Here is a 15,343-nt window from a genome sequence, read left to right on the forward strand (position 1 = left end):
CGCCGGATCAGTCACCCCAGTATTAATTGATAGGCCGCCATCGCGAGCAAGCTCGCTCCCACGGGACGGCATCAGGGGTCAGTCCAACTGCGCGCCGAATTCCACCACCGACATCTGCCGCTTCATCAGCACCTCGCCATTGCGAATCGAATACAGCGGCAACCCCTGGCTGCGGATCATTTCGTAATCGCTGTCCGCCGACAGGATCAGCAGGTTTGCCGGACGTCCGGGCTCCAGCCCATAACGTTCGCCCAGGGCCAGGGCCTTGGCGCTGTTGTCGGTGACCAGGTCGAGGGCGCTTTGCAGGTTGCGATAGCCGAGCATGTGGCAGATATGCAGCCCGGCTTCCAGCACTCGCAGGATGTTGCCGTTGCCCAGGGGATACCACGGGTCGACGATGGAATCCTGGCCGAAGCAGACGTTCATCCCGGCCTCGAGCAGTTCATTGACCCGAGTGACGCCACGGCGTTTGGGGAAGTTGTCGAAGCGCCCTTGCAGGTGAATGCTTTCGGTCGGGCAGGACACGAAGCTGATGCCCGAATGCCCGAGCAGGCGGAACAGCTTGGCGCAGTAAGCGTTGTCGTAGGAACCCATCGCGGTTGTGTGGCTGGCAGTGACGCGTGCGCCCATGTCGCGGCTGCGGGCTTCTTCGGCGAGCACTTCGAGAAAGCGCGAGTGCGGATCGTCGGTTTCGTCGCAATGCACATCCACCAGGCAGCCGGTACGTTCGGCCAGGTCCATGAGGAACTTAACCGAGCTGACGCCCTGGTCACGGGTGTACTCGAAATGCGGGATGCCGCCCACCACGTCGGCACCCATGCGGATCGCTTCCTCCATCAATTCGCGGCCGTTGCGATACGACTCGATGCCTTCCTGGGGAAACGCGACGATCTGCATGTCCACCAGATGGCGACTTTGCTCGCGCACTTCGAGCATTGCCTTGAGTGCGGTGAGCTCGGGATCGGTCACGTCGACATGGGTGCGCACATGCTGGATGCCGTGGGCGGCCAGGGCCTGGAGGGTCTTGCGGGCGCGGGTCTGGGTGTCCTCCAGAGTGATGGTAGCCTTGCGTTCGCCCCAGCACTCGATGCCTTCGAACAGCGTGCCGCTCATGTTCCAGCGCGGCTCGCCGGCGGTGAGGGTGGCGTCCAGGTGGATGTGCGGCTCGACGAAGGGCGGCACCACCAGGTTGCCGCCGGCATCGAGATCCTGCGGACCGAGGCTCGGGGCCTCGGTCTGGCGGGCGATGCTGGCGATCAGGCCGTTTTCCAGGTGCAGCTCATGCAAGCCTTCGCGGTTGCGCAGGCGGGCGTTGATGATGTGCATCAGGCGAGTCCCTTTCAGAGGTCTTGGGGTGGCACGTCAGCGGAGCGAGCTCCCATTGCGCCGATCAATAGCACATACGTCAGTGAGTGGCGAGTGCCCTCTGCGCCGTTACGACACTCGCTCGCAAGGGTCAGCCCCGGGTTCCGGATCCCTGGGCGTGCGCACCGACGCCCACAAACCGCAATACCGCCGCGACGATCGCTTCCGGTGCATCCTCCTGGACCAGATGCCCGGCGTTGGGAATGGGCAGGAACCGTGCGCCCGGAATCAACCGTTGCAGGGCCCGGCCGCGTTCGATGGGGATCCACTGGTCGTTCTCGCCCCAGAGGATCTGCGTCGGGCAACGCACGTTGGGGTACAACCCCTCGACTTCGCGGGTGTAGCGCTCGTCCATCTGCGCAATCTGCCGATAGAACGCGGCTTGACCTGTCTCGCCAAGCCAGGGCTGGACGTAGGGCGCCAACTCTTCGTCCGGGATGTCCCGTTCGATCGCGCCGCGGATATAGGCCGGTACGATGGCCCGCTGGATGTAATCGGGCAGGCCGCTGAAGGCCATTTCATGTTGACGGACGTGCTGCACGAAAGGCGACCCCCAGGGTGACAACGCGACCGGGTCGATCAGAGTCAGGCTGCGGTAGTTCTTGGCATTGAGCAGGTGCGTGCGCAGCGCGGTGGCGCCGCCGAAGTCATGGGCCACCACATCCGGGCAGTCCAGGCCCCAGTGCGCCAGCAACTGCGCGAACAACGAGTTCTGCACGCCGAGGGACACGTCGGTGTCGGGTTGTGCGGACTGGCCGTAGCCCAACAGGTCGAAATAATGCACCCGGTGAGTGGAAAAGAAGAGCGGGGCGATCCGGTGCCACACATAGGACGAGAAGGGCGTCCCGTGAACAAACACCAGCGGCGGCCCGTCACCCCGGATGACGTAGCGAATGGAATGCCCGTTGAAATCGTATACCTGATCCAGCAGCCAGTCGGTCATGGTCGATGCTCCACCGAGAAGGGTTCAGGGTGTAGAGCATAGGCCAATGCACGGTGGCAGGAGCGCACAGTTGTGGCGAGGGAGCTTGCTCCCTCGCCACAGGAGCAGCGCGGGTTTTATTCACCGTGATAGATGCAACCACTGGTGCAGGTTTCATGGATACGAATGGCGCTGAGTTCCGGCAGCAACGGCTTCAACTCGTTCCAGATCCACTTGGCGAGGACTTCGCTGGTGGGGTTTTCCAGGCCGGGGATGTCGTTGAGGTAGTTGTGGTCCAGGCGCTCGTAGAGTGGCTTGAAAATCGCCTTGATCTCCGAGAAATCGCGGATCCAGCCGGTGTGCGGGTCGATGTCGCCGCTCAGGTGGATCGCCACCTTGAACGAGTGACCGTGCAGGCGCCCGCACTTGTGGCCGTCCGGCACGTGGGGCAGGCGGTGGGCGGATTCGAAGGTAAATTCTTTGAAGATTTCCACAGGTTCGGGCTCTTTAAGGTAACGGTCGCGAGGCAGGCGGCGCAGTTTATCAGTTTGATCCCCGCGGTGCGCGAGCGTGCTGACTAAAGGGTCAGCAAACGCTCGCCCAGGCCACCCTTGGCTGCCAGTTCCAGGAACTCGTCACCGAGGCGCCGGCTCTCGTCCATCGCCGTGCGCCAGTATTTGCGGCGGCTCGGGTCGTCCCCCATGAAGCGCTTGAAGTCGTTACGGTCCGGCAGTTTGCCGTAGGGCAGGCGCGCCAGGTATTCGCGCGACGGTGCCAGCAACAGCACGTCCTGCAAGCGTTCGACGTTGCCCTTGCGCCAGGGCAGGCCTTTGTCGAACCAGCCGGGAATCACCCGGTCGGTGAAGTGCGGATACAGCACGATGTCCTCGCCGCTGTAGGGCAGGTCGAGGTGATAGTCCAGCAGGCCACCGTCGCGGTACGTACCGGCGCCGGCGCCCGGCAGGTCGCGTACGCCTTCCATCACCATCGGGATCGAGCCGGACGCCAACAAGGCCTGGCGCAGGTTGTCGGCTTGCAACGGCACGAAGCGCGACGGGAAGTCGTTCAACGGATGCAGCGGCGGGGCCTGGCGCGGATCGTGGATGATCAGCCGCTCGAAATGCCGCGACAGCCGGGCCCGGCCGCGCAGGTTGTCGGCAATCACCGACGACAGGCCCAAGGCCAGTCGCCCACGGTGGTCGAGGGCCAGCGGACCGTGACTCTTGACCACCATGATATTGAGCCGGTAATGCGGGGTCTCGAGGATCGAGCTGTCGCGGCCTTCGAGCAAGTCATCGAGCATGCGCTGCGAGCTTTGCGTGACCCCGGCCATCGTCACGCCCTTGGCGAAGCTTTGTTCGTTGTACAAGGTGCCCAGGCGGCGGATGCCCTCGGCTGCGTCCGGCAAGCAGGCGCTGGCGAAGCGCCAGGAACCCACCGAAGCACCGATCAGCGAACGCTGCCGGGGCGCGGCAGGCAGCCATTCACCGAACAGCGCCAGGTCCAGGCCCTGGATGCCCAATGCCTTGGGCCCGCCGGCGGCGCCCGGCAGGATGCCGACATCGGCAGCGTTCAAGCCGGCCCGGCGAATACGCGCGAACGCACGGGGGCCGGCCTTGAGGGTGAGGGCGGGGAACTTGATGTGGATGGCGGTCATACCGGTCTCGTGACGTAAGCAAGCAAAGGATTATAGCGACTCAAGCCCCTGTGGGAGCGAGCCTGCTCGCGATAGCGCAGTATCAGCCAGCATTCATTCGACTGACGCACCGCTATCGCGAGCAGGCTCGCTCCCACAGGGGAATACACATTGACTTGGGTTCAATGATGGCAATTCAGTTTCAGTTAAGTTCGCACCGATACAGTGCATCGCTGAAGATTATAAAAAGGAGACACCCCATGAACCGCTTGACTGCCGTTTTCTTCGCGACGCTCATGGCTGTAAGCACCGGTCTGGTCCACGCGCGCGACCTCAACGCCGACGAGTCCCGCAAGTTGCAAGACGCTGGTACCATCCTGACCTTTGAAAAACTCGACGCTGCCGCCCTGGCCGAACACCCGGGCGCCACGCTCACCGATGCCGAACTGGAAGAAGAGTACGGCAAGTACATTTACCAGGTTGAGCTGCGCGATACCGAGGGTATCGACTGGGATCTGGAATTGGACGCCGTTACCGGCAAGGTACTCAAGAATCATCAGGATACGTAATGAAGCTTAATTTACGCGCCCGCAGCCGATGGGCGTTGGCGCTGCTGACGTTCTGTTCGGTGGTGGTGGCCCGCGACCTGGACCAGGACGAAGCCCTGCAGTTGCGTCAGCAAGGCGTGATCCTGCCGCTTGAGCAATTGCTGCAGCAGGCGCTGGACCTTCACCCCGGCGCCAAGCTGCTGGAGGCTGAGTTGGAAGAAAAGCACGGCGTCTATATTTACGAGGTCGAGTTGCTGGACACCGACGGCGTCGTGCGCGAGCTGGACCTGGAGGCCAAGACCGGCCGTTTACTCAAGGATAAGGAAGACTGATGCGCCTGCTTCTGGTGGAAGACCACGTCCCCCTGGCCGACGAATTGATGGCCGGGCTGACCCGGCAGGGATACGCCGTCGACTGGCTCGCCGACGGGCGCGATGCGGTGTACCAGGGCAGCAGCGAGCCCTACGACCTGATCATTCTCGACCTGGGCCTACCGGGCGTACCGGGGCTGGAGGTGCTGGCGCAATGGCGTGCGGGCGGTCTGGCGACGCCGGTGCTGATCCTCACTGCACGCGGGTCCTGGGCCGAGCGCATTGAAGGCCTCAAGGCCGGCGCCGACGATTATCTGACCAAACCGTTTCACCCCGAAGAGCTGCAACTGCGGATACAGGCGCTGTTGCGCCGCTCCCATGGTCAGGTCAACCAGCCGACATTGCAGGCAGCCGGGCTGCATCTGGATGAGGGCCGCCAATGCGTGGTTCGTGATGGCACCGACATCCAGTTGACCGCCGCCGAGTTCCGGCTGTTGCGCTACTTCATGCTTCACCCCGAGCAGATTCTTTCCAAGAGCCACCTCGCCGAGCATTTGTATGACGGCGAGACCGAGCGCGACTCCAACGTGCTGGAAGTCCACGTCAATCACCTGCGGCGCAAGCTGGGGCGCAGCGTGATCGAAACCCGTCGCGGCCAGGGTTACCTGTTCGGCGGGCAGGCGCAGTGAGGACGCTACAGTGAGAGCTCTACAGTGAGAATCATGCCGTGAGGTCCATCCAGCGACGCCTGAGCCTGGGGCTGATCGGGGTCATGGTGGTGGTCGGCCTGATCCTGGCCCAGACCAGCCTGTGGCTGTTCGAATTGGGTTTGCAGCGTTACCTGGAAGCCGGGTTGCGCAATGACAGCGAGAACCTGCTGGTGGCCCTGGTGCGTGGCCCGCAAGGCCTGCAACTGGATGAGCGGCGTTTGTCGCCGGCCTATCAGCGGCCGTTTTCCGGGCATTACTTCCGTATAGATTTCGCCGACGCACACTGGCGTTCCCGTTCTCTCTGGGACCAGGAACTGCCTCGGCTCGACCATCCTGGTCTGCACAGCAACCTGCAACTGGGCCCCGAGGGGCAGAAACTGCTGGTGCTGCGTACCGACTATCGGCGCTTGGGCCAGGCGATTTCCATCAGCGTGGCCCAGGACTACACGCCGGTGCGCGACAGTTTCCGGCGGATGCAGCAGATCGGCCTTGGCCTGGGGCTGGCGGGGCTGTTGCTGATTCTGTTGCTGCAACGGATTACCGTGCGTCGCGCCTTGCGCCCGCTGGACCGGGCCCGGGAGCAGATCGCGCAGTTGCAACGCGGGCAGCGCTCGCAACTCGACGAGCAAGTGCCACGGGAGCTGGAGCCGCTGGTGGCGCAGATCAATCATCTGCTGGCCCACACCGAGGACAGCCTCAAGCGTTCGCGCAACGCCCTGGGGAACCTGGGGCATGCCCTGAAAACGCCACTGGCGGTGCTGCAAAGCCTGGCGTCGAACGAGAAACTCGATTCGCATCCCGAGTTGCGCAAGTTGCTGCTCGATCAGCTGGAGCAGGTCCGGCAACGACTGAACCGTGAACTCAATCGTGCGCGATTATCCGGTGATGCCTTGCCAGGCGCACACCTGGACTGCGACGCCGAGCTACCGGGGCTGCTGGCGACACTGAACATGATCCATGGCGAGCACCTGCAACTGAGCTACGTCGCCCCGTCGGGCCTGCACTTGCCTTGGGATCGCGAAGATCTGCTGGAATTGCTCGGCAACCTGCTGGACAACGCGTGCAAATGGGCCGACGCCGAAGTGCGCCTGACCGTGAACGAGACGACCGGTGGATTCTGCCTGGCCGTCGAAGACGACGGCCCGGGCATCCCCGAAAACCGCCGCGACCAAGTGTTCAGCCGCGGCACGCGCCTGGATGAACAGACCGACGGACATGGCCTTGGCCTGGGGATCGTGCGGGACATCGTCGACACCTGGGGCGGCACCCTGGCCTTGCTCGACAGCGAGTGGGGCGGGCTCAAGGTGCTGATCGAACTGCCGAGGCGTTGACGTACCTTCAACCACCACAAATCCCCTGTGGGAGCGAGCTTGCTCGCGATGGCGTCGCTTCAGTCGCCTTCTATGCAAGCTGATACGCCGCTATCGCGAGCAAGCTCGCTCCCACAGGGGACTGTAGCGTCTGCAAGTATTGCGAACCCTGGAACCCGCCGCATGGCGCTTGCAGCTTGCAGCCGCTTGCTGCAAAGTCGCGCCTTTTTTGTCCGGTGGCTTTCCATCGCTGTGCTTTGAGGTAACGATGATAAATGCAGTAATTGCCGCGGTTGGCGTCATGCTGGTGCTCAGCCTGTCCCGCGTGCATGTGGTAATCGCGCTGATCATTGGCGCGTTGGTCGGTGGTCTGCTCGGGGGCCTCGGGATCGAGGCAACGCTCAAGGCGTTCAACGCCGGCCTGGGGGGCGGGGCGACGGTGGCGTTGTCCTATGCGTTGCTAGGCGCCTTCGCCGTGGCGATTGCCAAGTCCGGCATGGCCCATGCCCTGGCCGACAAAGCCCTGGCCTTGGTTGACCGTCAGGACGCCGCCGGCGGTTCCGGCGTCAAATGGGTGCTGATCGGCCTGCTGGGCACGGTCGCGGTCGCCTCCCAGAACGTGCTGCCGATCCACATCGCCTTCATTCCGCTGTTGGTGCCGCCGTTGCTCTACGTGCTGGCCAAGCTGCAATTGGACCGCCGGCTGATTGCCTGCGTCATGACCTTCGGCTTGATCACCCCCTACATGTTCCTGCCGGTGGGCTTCGGCAACATTTTTCTCAACGAAATCCTCTTGGCCAACATCGCCCGCAGCGGCGTGGACGTCAGCGGCATCAACGTCACCCACGCCATGGGCATCCCCGCGTTGGGCATGGTGTTCGGCCTGCTGCTGTCGTTTTTCAGCTATCGCAGGAAACGCGTCTACGACCTGAAGAAAATCGCCCGTGTCGAGCAAGTGGCCGTACGCTACAACCCGCTGAGCCTGATGGTCGCCGGACTGGCCGTGGCAGCGGCGTTCGCGGTACAGCTGCTGGTGGACTCGATGATCATCGGCGCACTGGTCGGGTTCCTGATCTTCTCGTTGTCGGGGGTAGTGCGCTGGCGCGAGACGGATGACCTGTTCACCGAAGGCATGAAGATGATGGCGATGATCGGCTTCATCATGATCGCCGCCTCGGGTTTCGCCGAAGTGATGAAAGCCACCGGTGAAGTCCAGAGCCTGGTGGAGGCCTCGGCGGGGTGGATCGGCCACAATAAGGGCATCGGCGCGTTGCTGATGTTGCTGGTGGGGCTGCTGGTGACCATGGGCATCGGTTCATCGTTCTCCACGGTGCCGATCCTGGCAACGATCTTCGTGCCGCTGTGCCTGCAACTGGGCTTCAGCCCGCTGGCGATCGTCTGCATTGTCGGCACCGCCGGTGCCCTGGGCGACGCCGGCTCGCCCGCCTCGGACTCGACCCTGGGCCCGACCTCCGGCCTGAACATCGACGGCCAGCATCATCACATCTGGGACACCGTGGTCCCGACCTTCATCCACTACAACATGCCGCTGCTGGCGTTTGGTTGGGTGGCGGCAATGGTGCTGTAACCAGAGACCGTGTCGCCTTCATCGCGAGCAGGCTCGCTCCCACAGTTTGACCGGGTTGTCGAATTCACCCGGTCCCCTGTGGGAGCGAGCCTGCTCGCGATAGGGCCTTCAAGCCTCCGGCCAAGTCTTCACCTTGTCCTACAGTTTTGCCCCGGCGTGCCGTTAACCCGTCTAACCACGCCACAAAACCAACAAGAGTGATCAGCATGCGCATGAGCCTGAAGGCTAAAGTCTTGTCCCTGGCGATACTGCCCGTATTGCTGTCCGCTATGATCATCAGCCTGACCACGGCTTTCATCTTGAAGGAGCAGGCCGGTAACGAGGTCAAGCAGACCCGCGAGCGGCTGCTCGCCGACGCCAAGGCCACGCTGCAGAACTACGTGGCGGTCGGGCTCACGGCTATCAAGCCTCTCTACGATGCTGCCGCCCCTGGCGATAACGCGGCGCGGGCCGAGGCGATCAAGCTGTTGTCCAATGTCAGTTACGGCAAGGACGGCTACTTCTTCGGCTACGATTCCGAAACCGTGCGCCTGTTCAAGGCCAACAGCCCGGACGGCGTGGGCAAGAGCTTCAAGGACAACCGCGACCCGAACGGTGTCTACGTCAACCGTGACCTGGTGAAAGTCGCCAAGGACGGGACGCACTATCTGGAATACAGCTCGCCATTGCCCAACAGCCAGGAACTGGTGCCCAAGCTCGGCTACACCGAGTACCTGGCCAAGTGGGATATGGCGGTGGGCAGTTCGGTCAACCTGGACGGCATCGAAGCCCAGGTGGCCTTGGTGGAAGCCAAGGTTCATGAGCGTGTGCAAGGCGTGATATTGAGCATCGTCGGGATCGCGGCCGTGGTGTTGCTGGTGATTGCGGTGGTGGGTCTGCTATTGGCCAACACCATCCTGCGGCCGCTGCACCTGATGAAAGACAACCTGGATGACATCGCGGCGGGCGAGGGCGACTTGACCCGGCGTCTGGCGATCACCAGCCAGGACGAACTCGGTCAGCTGGCCGGCTCGTTCAACCGCTTCGTCGACAAGATCCATGGCCTGGTGCGCCAGATCACCGACATGACCTCGCAACTGACCGGGCTGGTGACGCAAGTCTCCGAACAGGCCCAGCGTTCCGAACAGGCCATGGAGCGCCAGCGCCACGAAACCGATCAGGTCGCCACGGCGATCAACGAGATGTCCTCGGCGGCCCAGGAAGTCGCCCGCAGTGCCCAGGGTGCTGCGGTCGCGGCCCAGCAGACCGATGAAGAAGGCCAGTCCGCCAAGCGCGTGGTGGCCGGCAGCATCCAGCAGATCCACGCGTTGGTGAATGACATCCGCAGCAGCGGCGTGTCCCTGGACAGCCTGCAACAGGACGTGGCCTCGATCGTCAGCGTGCTTGGGGTGATTCGTTCGATTGCCGAGCAGACCAACCTGCTGGCGCTCAACGCGGCCATCGAGGCCGCGCGGGCCGGGGAGGCGGGACGTGGTTTCGCGGTGGTGGCCGATGAAGTGCGGGCGCTGGCCAGTCGGACCCAGCAGAGCACCCAGGAAATCCAGGGCATGATTGACCGCCTGCAGTCAGGTACCCATGCCGCCGTGGAAGCGATGCGCCGCTCCAGCGAGGCTGGCGACGGGACTTCGGTGCGTGCCAACGAGGCGGGTGCGTCCCTGGACGCCATGGCGCAGCTGATCGGCACCATCAACTCGATGAACGCCCAGATCGCCAGCGCCGCTGAAGAACAGACCGCCGTGGCCGAGGAAATCAACCGCAGCGTGCACCAGATCGCCGTGGCGGTGGACAGTGTTGCCGATGAAACCCAACTCGGCGCCCAGACCTCCCGCAGCCTGAACGAACTGGGCCAGCGCCTGGGCAAGCTGGTGGGGCAGTTCCGCATCTGACCCAGACAGTGCGGCAGGAGCTGCCGAAGGCTGCGATCTTTCTCTCTTCGATCCAGATGTATCGCCTGGGCAACCGGGCCCTATCGGAAGCGGAGGATCGCAGCCTTCGGCAGTTTTTGCCGCGATCCACAGGCTGCGCGGGCCCCCTGTGGGAGCGAGCTTGCTCGCGATAGCGGTGGTTCAGGCAACAAAGGCGTTGAGTGTGCAACCGCTATCGCGAGCAGGCTCGCTCCTACAAGGGGAGGCGTTGCCTACCCCTGGCGCACATCCCGCATCAACAACCCGAACCGCAGATCCACCGCATCCGGGATCGGCACATACACCACATGCCCATCTCCCGGCGCCACGTCGATGCCGTGACCATTGGCGTCCTGCAACTGGTGCAGGTCGAAGTGGAAGTTGCCCTTGGGCGTCATCAATTCCAGGTGATCGCCCACTTCGAAGCGGTTCTTGACCCGCACCTCGGCCAGGCGCTCGCGGCGTTCGCCGGTCAGCTCGCCGACGAATTGCTGGCGCTCCGACACCGAGCTGCCGTGCTGGTAGTTCTGGTATTCGTCATGCACATGGCGCCGTAGGAAACCTTCGGTGTAGCCGCGCTGGGCCAGGGATTCCAGATCGATCATCAGGCTGCGGTCGAACGCTCGACCGGCCATCGCGTCATCGATGGCCCGGCGGTACACCTGGGTGGTGCGAGCGCAGTAGAAGTGCGATTTGGTCCGGCCTTCGATCTTCAGCGAATGCACGCCCATGTGCGTCAGCCGCTCGACATGCTGCACGGCCCGCAAGTCCTTGGCATTCATGATGTAGGTGCCGTGTTCGTCTTCGAAGGCCGGCATGGCTTCTTCGGGACGGTTGGCTTCATGCAGCAGGAATAACTGCTGGGTAGGCGCTCCGAGGCCGAGGGTCGGTTCGGGCCGGCAGGTCTGCACGATGTCGCCCGCGGCGTTTTCCACCGCCGGTTGCGCCGAGTACTTCCAGCGGCAGGCGTTGGTGCAGCTGCCTTGGTTGGCGTCGCGCCGGTTCAGGTAGCCGGATAGCAAGCAGCGCCCGGAATAGGCCATGCACAGCGCGCCGTGGACGAAGACTTCCAGCTCCATGGCCGGCACCTGTTGGCGGATCTCGGCGATTTCCTCCAGCGACAGCTCGCGCGACAGGATGATCCGGCTCAGGCCCAGTTGCTGCCAGAATTCGACACTTGCCCAATTCACGGTATTGGCCTGCACCGACAGGTGGATCGGCATCTGCGGGTAGTGTCGGCGGACCAGCATGATCAACCCCGGATCGGACATGATCAGCGCGTCCGGCGCCATGGCGATCACCGGCGCCAGGTCCTTGAGAAAGGTGCGCAACTTGGCGTTGTGCGGGGCGATATTGATAACCACGTAGAACCGCTTGCCCATGGCCTGGGCCTCGCGGATGCCGAGGGCCAGGTTGGCGTGGTCGAATTCATTGTTGCGTACCCGCAAGCTGTAGCGCGGCTGGCCGGCATAGACCGCGTCGGCACCGTAGGCGAAGGCATAGCGCATGTTTTTCAGGGTGCCGGCGGGGGCGAGCAGTTCGGGGGCTACGAGGGGCATGGTGGCGTCGGGTCGCAAAAAGCGCGCAGCCTAGGCCATGGGCCGCCAAGCGGTATTGACCTGGATCAATGCCAGCGGGCAAACGCGACGGCACTCCGGCGTGCCCGGGAGGACTAACGTGTATCCCGCCTTTGGACATGGAAAGCTGATGAATCGAAAAATGTTGCAAAACCGGGCCCAGATGCTGCTGCTGGTCCTGGTTACCGTTGCCTTCGTCTGGATCCTGGTGCCGTTCTACGGCGCGGTATTCTGGGCAGTGATCCTGGGTATCGTCTTCGCGCCGATGCAGCGTCGCCTGCAACTGAGGTTCGGCTGGCAGCGCAACATCACATCGCTGCTGACCCTGAGCATCTGCGTGGTCATCGCGATCCTGCCGGTGATTGTCATCGGCATGCTGTTGGTGCAGGAGGGGGCGGCGCTGTACAAGAGCCTGGAAAGCGGGGAGCTGGACATCGCCGATTACCTCGCACGGTTCAAGGACGCGCTGCCTCCCTACTTCCAACACCTGCTGGACCGCTTCGGTCTGGGTAACCTGAGTGGCTTGCGCGACAAGATCGTCAAGAGCGCGATGCAGGGCAGCGAGTTCTTTGCGACCCAGGCGTTCAGCTTCGGCCAGGGGACGTTCCAGTTCCTGGTCAGTTTCTTCGTGATGCTTTACCTGTTGTTTTTCTTTCTGCGCGACGGCCCGGAACTGGTGCGCAAAGTGCGCGAGGCCGTGCCCCTGGCCGAGCACCAGAAGCGTCGCTTGCAATTGAAATTCAACCGGGTAGTGCGGGCGACGGTGAAGGGCAACCTGTTGGTCGCCATTACCCAAGGTGCGTTGGGCGGCCTGATCTTCTGGGTACTCGGGATCCCGACGGTGCTGCCCTGGGCCGTGCTGATGGCGTTTCTTTCATTGCTGCCGGCCGTCGGGGCAGGCATCGTCTGGGCGCCGGTGGCGGTTTACTTCCTGCTGTCCGGGGCGATATGGCAGGGTGTGGTGCTGGCGCTGTTCGGAGTGTTCGTGATCGGCCTGGTGGACAACTTTCTGCGTCCGATCCTGGTGGGCAAGGACACCAAGATGCCCGACTACATGGTGCTGGTCTCGACACTTGGCGGGTTGGCGGTGTTCGGCCTGAACGGTTTTGTGATCGGGCCGCTGATCGCTGCGCTATTCCTGTCCTGCTGGGCATTGTTCGTCGAGAGCCGACCGCGGGTGAAACTGCCCTAGGCGCTCAGTACATATGGGCCGATGCGTTGCGACATGGCCTGGGCGGCGGGCAGTGAAGTCAGCGGGCCGCTGATGGTCACGCCATCCTGCACCAGATACCAGCAGGCCAGCAGGCCTCGCTCCCTGAGAGCGGCGGGAACGGCGCTGCCGATGACGGACATGATCTGAACCTTTGGCATGGGAAACCTCCATAAATCGATGGAGTTACCTTACGACTCAGCCCGTGGTGAGGAAAAATCAACCGGCTCGATAGTGGGAATCGATGCCGCTCAATCGACGACCAGATCGAGCATGTGCACCACTTCATGCTCATTGAGCAGGCCCTTGCGCACCAGGTTTTCCGCCAGCAGGGAAAGGAACTTGGCACTACGGTGGCCTTCCAGGTGCTTGAGTTCGGTCAGCGCGTTGTACACCTTGCTGGAGGTGCACAGGCCAACGATGCGGTGGGGGTTTTGCGTGGGCATACCTTCGTCCTTGTTGTTATGAAGCTGTTGTTGACGGACTGCGCCAGTGTGCGGCGCAGTCATGACGCCCGCGTGACAGCCTGGGTTGTAGGAAAAAAGAAAGCAGGATTCAGACCATAATGCCTTTCTGGCGCCGGATTATTGTTCCGGCAGCGACATTGAACAGGCTTATTTGGCCATCAACCCGGATTGCGCCCACAAAAAAGCCCCTGGAACTCTCGTTCCAGGGGCTTGATGTGTTGCTGTCTGGCTCCACGACCTGGACTCGAACCAGGGACCCAGTGATTAACAGTCACTTGCTCTACCAACTGAGCTATCGCGGAATGACGCGTATGTTACTGATTGGAAAAGAGAAGTCAAGCTTTGGATGATGATTGGGGCGCTGGAAGGGCGGTGGGCGATCCATTGCTTACCTGTTACCGCTTCACCCAGCTCCAGAAGCGGGATACACAAAGCCCGATGTGGGAACACGGATCCATGTGGGAGCGAGCCTGCTCGCGATTGCGGTGTGTCAGTCATGAAGATGTTAACTGATACACCGCAATCGCGAGCAGGCTCGCTCCCACAGGGTTTTACGAACTCCGGATATTCGGCGCGCCTCAGATCACCTGGACGATCGCCTTGGTCACCACATCAATGTTGTTCTGGTTCAGCGCCGCCACGCAGATGCGGCCGGTGTCCAGGGCGTAGATGCCGAACTCGTTGCGCAGGCGCGTCACTTGTTCAACGGTCAGGCCGGAGTAGGAGAACATCCCGCGCTGGCGTGCGACGAAGCTGAAGTCGCGGTGCGGAGCGGCCTTGGCCAGCATGTCCACCATCTGATTGCGCATGCCGCGAATGCGCAGGCGCATTTCGGCCAGTTCCGCTTCCCACTGGGCCCGCAGCTCAGGGCTGTTGAGCACGGCGGCGACGATGCTGGCGCCATGGGTTGGCGGGTTGGAGTAGTTGGTGCGGATCACGCGTTTGACCTGGGACAGCACGCGAGCGCTTTCCTCCTTCGACTCGCTGACGATCGACAGGGCGCCGACGCGCTCGCCATACAGCGAGAACGACTTGGAGAACGAGCTGGACGCGAAGAAGGTCAGGCCCGATTCGGCGAACAGGCGCACGGCCGCCGCGTCTTCGTCGATACCGTCGCCAAAGCCCTGGTAGGCCATGTCCAGGAACGGAACGTGATGCTTGGCCTTGACCACGGCCAGCACGTTTTTCCAGTCCTGCGGGCTCAGATCCACGCCGGTCGGGTTGTGGCAGCAGGCGTGCAGCACGACGATGGAACGGTCGGGCAGGGCGTTGAGGTCTTCGAGCAGGCCGGCGCGGTTCACGTCATGGGTGGCGGCGTCGTAATAGCGGTAGTTCTGTACCGGGAAACCGGCGGTTTCGAACAGGGCGCGGTGGTTTTCCCAGCTTGGGTCGCTGATGGCGACGACGGCGTCCGGCAGCAGTTGCTTGAGGAAGTCGGCGCCGATCTTCAGTGCGCCGGTACCGCCTACGGCCTGAGTGGTGATGATGCGGCCAGCGGCGATCAGCGGCGAGTCCTTGCCAAACAGCAGGGTCTGGACCGCCTGGTCATAGGCGGCGATGCCGTCGATCGGCAGGTAGCCACGGGAAACGTGCTGGGCCACGCGAATCGTCTCGGCTTCGACCACGGCGCGCAGGAGTGGAATGCGCCCCTCTTCGTTGCAGTACACACCTACGCCCAGGTTGACCTTATTGGTACGGGTGTCGGCGTTGAATGCTTCGTTGAGGCCCAGGATGGGGTCGCGGGGTGCCAATTCGACAGCGGAAAACAGGCTCATTATTGCGCGGCTCTGAATGG

The 15,343-nt window shown here is 62.8% G+C and carries 15 protein-coding genes, 1 tRNA gene and 1 pseudogene; 8 read left to right on the forward strand and 9 right to left on the reverse strand.

Annotated elements, in window-relative coordinates:
- Positions 1-78: 78 nt before the first annotated feature.
- The 4 genes from codA to ACLEJQ_RS04690 all read right to left on the reverse strand — a co-directional run bounded on the left by codA (position 79) and on the right by ACLEJQ_RS04690 (position 3,944).
- Positions 79-1,326, reverse strand: a complete 1,248-nt coding sequence (gene codA / locus ACLEJQ_RS04675; protein WP_440792653.1) for a cytosine deaminase — start codon at positions 1,324-1,326, stop codon at positions 79-81.
- A gap of 130 nt (positions 1,327-1,456) precedes the next feature.
- Entirely contained in the window at positions 1,457-2,308 is an 852-nt protein-coding gene (locus ACLEJQ_RS04680) for an alpha/beta fold hydrolase (protein WP_440792655.1), read from the reverse strand.
- Positions 2,309-2,424: 116 nt separating this feature from the next.
- Complete coding sequence (queD, locus tag ACLEJQ_RS04685) at positions 2,425-2,781, reverse strand: 6-carboxytetrahydropterin synthase QueD (RefSeq protein ID WP_003203918.1); 357 nt, start codon at positions 2,779-2,781, stop codon at positions 2,425-2,427.
- Between the two features lie 83 nt (positions 2,782-2,864).
- Positions 2,865-3,944, reverse strand: a complete 1,080-nt coding sequence (locus ACLEJQ_RS04690; protein ID WP_440792658.1) for a patatin-like phospholipase family protein — start codon at positions 3,942-3,944, stop codon at positions 2,865-2,867.
- Positions 3,945-4,183: 239 nt separating this feature from the next.
- On the opposite strand from ACLEJQ_RS04690, the gene ACLEJQ_RS04695 reads away from it, so the two are divergent.
- The 7 genes and pseudogenes from ACLEJQ_RS04695 to ACLEJQ_RS04725 all read left to right on the forward strand — a co-directional run bounded on the left by ACLEJQ_RS04695 (position 4,184) and on the right by ACLEJQ_RS04725 (position 10,276).
- Complete coding sequence (locus ACLEJQ_RS04695; RefSeq protein WP_440792660.1) at positions 4,184-4,492, forward strand: PepSY domain-containing protein; 309 nt, start codon at positions 4,184-4,186, stop codon at positions 4,490-4,492.
- A complete protein-coding gene (locus ACLEJQ_RS04700; RefSeq protein ID WP_440792662.1) occupies positions 4,492-4,803 on the forward strand; it encodes a PepSY domain-containing protein in 312 nt (103 codons plus the stop codon). Before ACLEJQ_RS04695 ends, ACLEJQ_RS04700 begins: the two co-directional genes overlap by 1 nt.
- The gene (locus tag ACLEJQ_RS04705) at positions 4,803-5,471 is read left to right on the forward strand and encodes a response regulator transcription factor (RefSeq protein WP_440792664.1); all 669 of its coding nucleotides are present in this window, start codon (positions 4,803-4,805) and stop codon (positions 5,469-5,471) included. The genes ACLEJQ_RS04700 and ACLEJQ_RS04705 overlap by 1 nt, the downstream gene beginning before the upstream one ends.
- A 38-nt stretch (positions 5,472-5,509) precedes the next feature.
- Positions 5,510-6,823, forward strand: a complete 1,314-nt coding sequence (locus ACLEJQ_RS04710; protein ID WP_440792666.1) for a sensor histidine kinase — start codon at positions 5,510-5,512, stop codon at positions 6,821-6,823.
- A 250-nt stretch (positions 6,824-7,073) separates the two neighbouring features.
- Entirely contained in the window at positions 7,074-8,390 is a 1,317-nt protein-coding gene (locus tag ACLEJQ_RS04715) for a Na+/H+ antiporter family protein (protein ID WP_440793073.1), read from the forward strand.
- A 269-nt stretch (positions 8,391-8,659) separates the two neighbouring features.
- A pseudogene (locus ACLEJQ_RS04720) lies at positions 8,660-9,418 on the forward strand (cache domain-containing protein); the annotation flags it as partial.
- Between the two features lie 102 nt (positions 9,419-9,520).
- Positions 9,521-10,276: a methyl-accepting chemotaxis protein gene (locus ACLEJQ_RS04725; RefSeq protein ID WP_440793075.1), complete on the forward strand. Its 756-nt coding sequence runs from the start codon at positions 9,521-9,523 to the stop codon at positions 10,274-10,276.
- Positions 10,277-10,527: 251 nt separating this feature from the next.
- Here the strand turns inward: ACLEJQ_RS04725 and trhP are convergent, their stop codons facing one another.
- Positions 10,528-11,853, reverse strand: a complete 1,326-nt coding sequence (gene trhP / locus ACLEJQ_RS04730) for a prephenate-dependent tRNA uridine(34) hydroxylase TrhP (protein ID WP_440792668.1) — start codon at positions 11,851-11,853, stop codon at positions 10,528-10,530.
- A gap of 148 nt (positions 11,854-12,001) precedes the next feature.
- Between trhP and ACLEJQ_RS04735 the strand changes: the two genes are divergently transcribed.
- The gene (locus ACLEJQ_RS04735) at positions 12,002-13,063 is read left to right on the forward strand and encodes an AI-2E family transporter (protein WP_440792669.1); all 1,062 of its coding nucleotides are present in this window, start codon (positions 12,002-12,004) and stop codon (positions 13,061-13,063) included.
- Here ACLEJQ_RS04735 and ACLEJQ_RS04740 read toward each other — a convergent pair.
- The 4 genes from ACLEJQ_RS04740 to ACLEJQ_RS04755 all read right to left on the reverse strand — a co-directional run bounded on the left by ACLEJQ_RS04740 (position 13,060) and on the right by ACLEJQ_RS04755 (position 15,323).
- Positions 13,060-13,242 (reverse strand): hypothetical protein, encoded by a 183-nt coding sequence (locus ACLEJQ_RS04740; RefSeq protein WP_440792671.1) that lies wholly within the window; start codon positions 13,240-13,242, stop codon positions 13,060-13,062. The two genes, ACLEJQ_RS04735 and ACLEJQ_RS04740, sit on opposite strands and share 4 nt — an antisense overlap.
- 90 nt (positions 13,243-13,332) lie before the next feature.
- Positions 13,333-13,527, reverse strand: coding sequence for a hypothetical protein (locus ACLEJQ_RS04745; RefSeq protein WP_007944773.1), 195 nt, complete (start codon positions 13,525-13,527; stop codon positions 13,333-13,335).
- A 247-nt stretch (positions 13,528-13,774) separates the two neighbouring features.
- Positions 13,775-13,850: transfer RNA gene (locus tag ACLEJQ_RS04750), tRNA-Asn, on the reverse strand.
- Between the two features lie 276 nt (positions 13,851-14,126).
- On the reverse strand, positions 14,127-15,323 hold the full coding sequence (locus ACLEJQ_RS04755) for an amino acid aminotransferase (RefSeq protein ID WP_440792673.1): 1,197 nt from the start codon (positions 15,321-15,323) through the stop codon (positions 14,127-14,129).
- Positions 15,324-15,343: the final 20 nt, after the last annotated feature.

Source organism: Pseudomonas sp. SMV71 (assembly GCF_052042015.1).
In the GTDB taxonomy this organism is placed as follows: Bacteria; Pseudomonadota; Gammaproteobacteria; order Pseudomonadales; family Pseudomonadaceae; genus Aquipseudomonas.

Coding starts and splice junctions, on each gene's coding strand:
- codA (WP_440792653.1), bottom strand. CDS start 1,326: ATGCACATCATCAACGCCCGCCTGCGCAACCGCGAAGGCTTGCATGAG.
- ACLEJQ_RS04680 (WP_440792655.1), bottom strand. CDS start 2,308: ATGACCGACTGGCTGCTGGATCAGGTATACGATTTCAACGGGCATTCC.
- ACLEJQ_RS04690 (WP_440792658.1), bottom strand. CDS start 3,944: ATGACCGCCATCCACATCAAGTTCCCCGCCCTCACCCTCAAGGCCGGC.
- ACLEJQ_RS04695 (WP_440792660.1), top strand. CDS start 4,184: ATGAACCGCTTGACTGCCGTTTTCTTCGCGACGCTCATGGCTGTAAGC.
- ACLEJQ_RS04700 (WP_440792662.1), top strand. CDS start 4,492: ATGAAGCTTAATTTACGCGCCCGCAGCCGATGGGCGTTGGCGCTGCTG.
- ACLEJQ_RS04705 (WP_440792664.1), top strand. CDS start 4,803: ATGCGCCTGCTTCTGGTGGAAGACCACGTCCCCCTGGCCGACGAATTG.
- ACLEJQ_RS04725 (WP_440793075.1), top strand. CDS start 9,521: ATGGAGCGCCAGCGCCACGAAACCGATCAGGTCGCCACGGCGATCAAC.
- trhP (WP_440792668.1), bottom strand. CDS start 11,853: ATGCCCCTCGTAGCCCCCGAACTGCTCGCCCCCGCCGGCACCCTGAAA.
- ACLEJQ_RS04735 (WP_440792669.1), top strand. CDS start 12,002: ATGAATCGAAAAATGTTGCAAAACCGGGCCCAGATGCTGCTGCTGGTC.
- ACLEJQ_RS04740 (WP_440792671.1), bottom strand. CDS start 13,242: ATGCCAAAGGTTCAGATCATGTCCGTCATCGGCAGCGCCGTTCCCGCC.
- ACLEJQ_RS04745 (WP_007944773.1), bottom strand. CDS start 13,527: ATGCCCACGCAAAACCCCCACCGCATCGTTGGCCTGTGCACCTCCAGC.
- ACLEJQ_RS04755 (WP_440792673.1), bottom strand. CDS start 15,323: ATGAGCCTGTTTTCCGCTGTCGAATTGGCACCCCGCGACCCCATCCTG.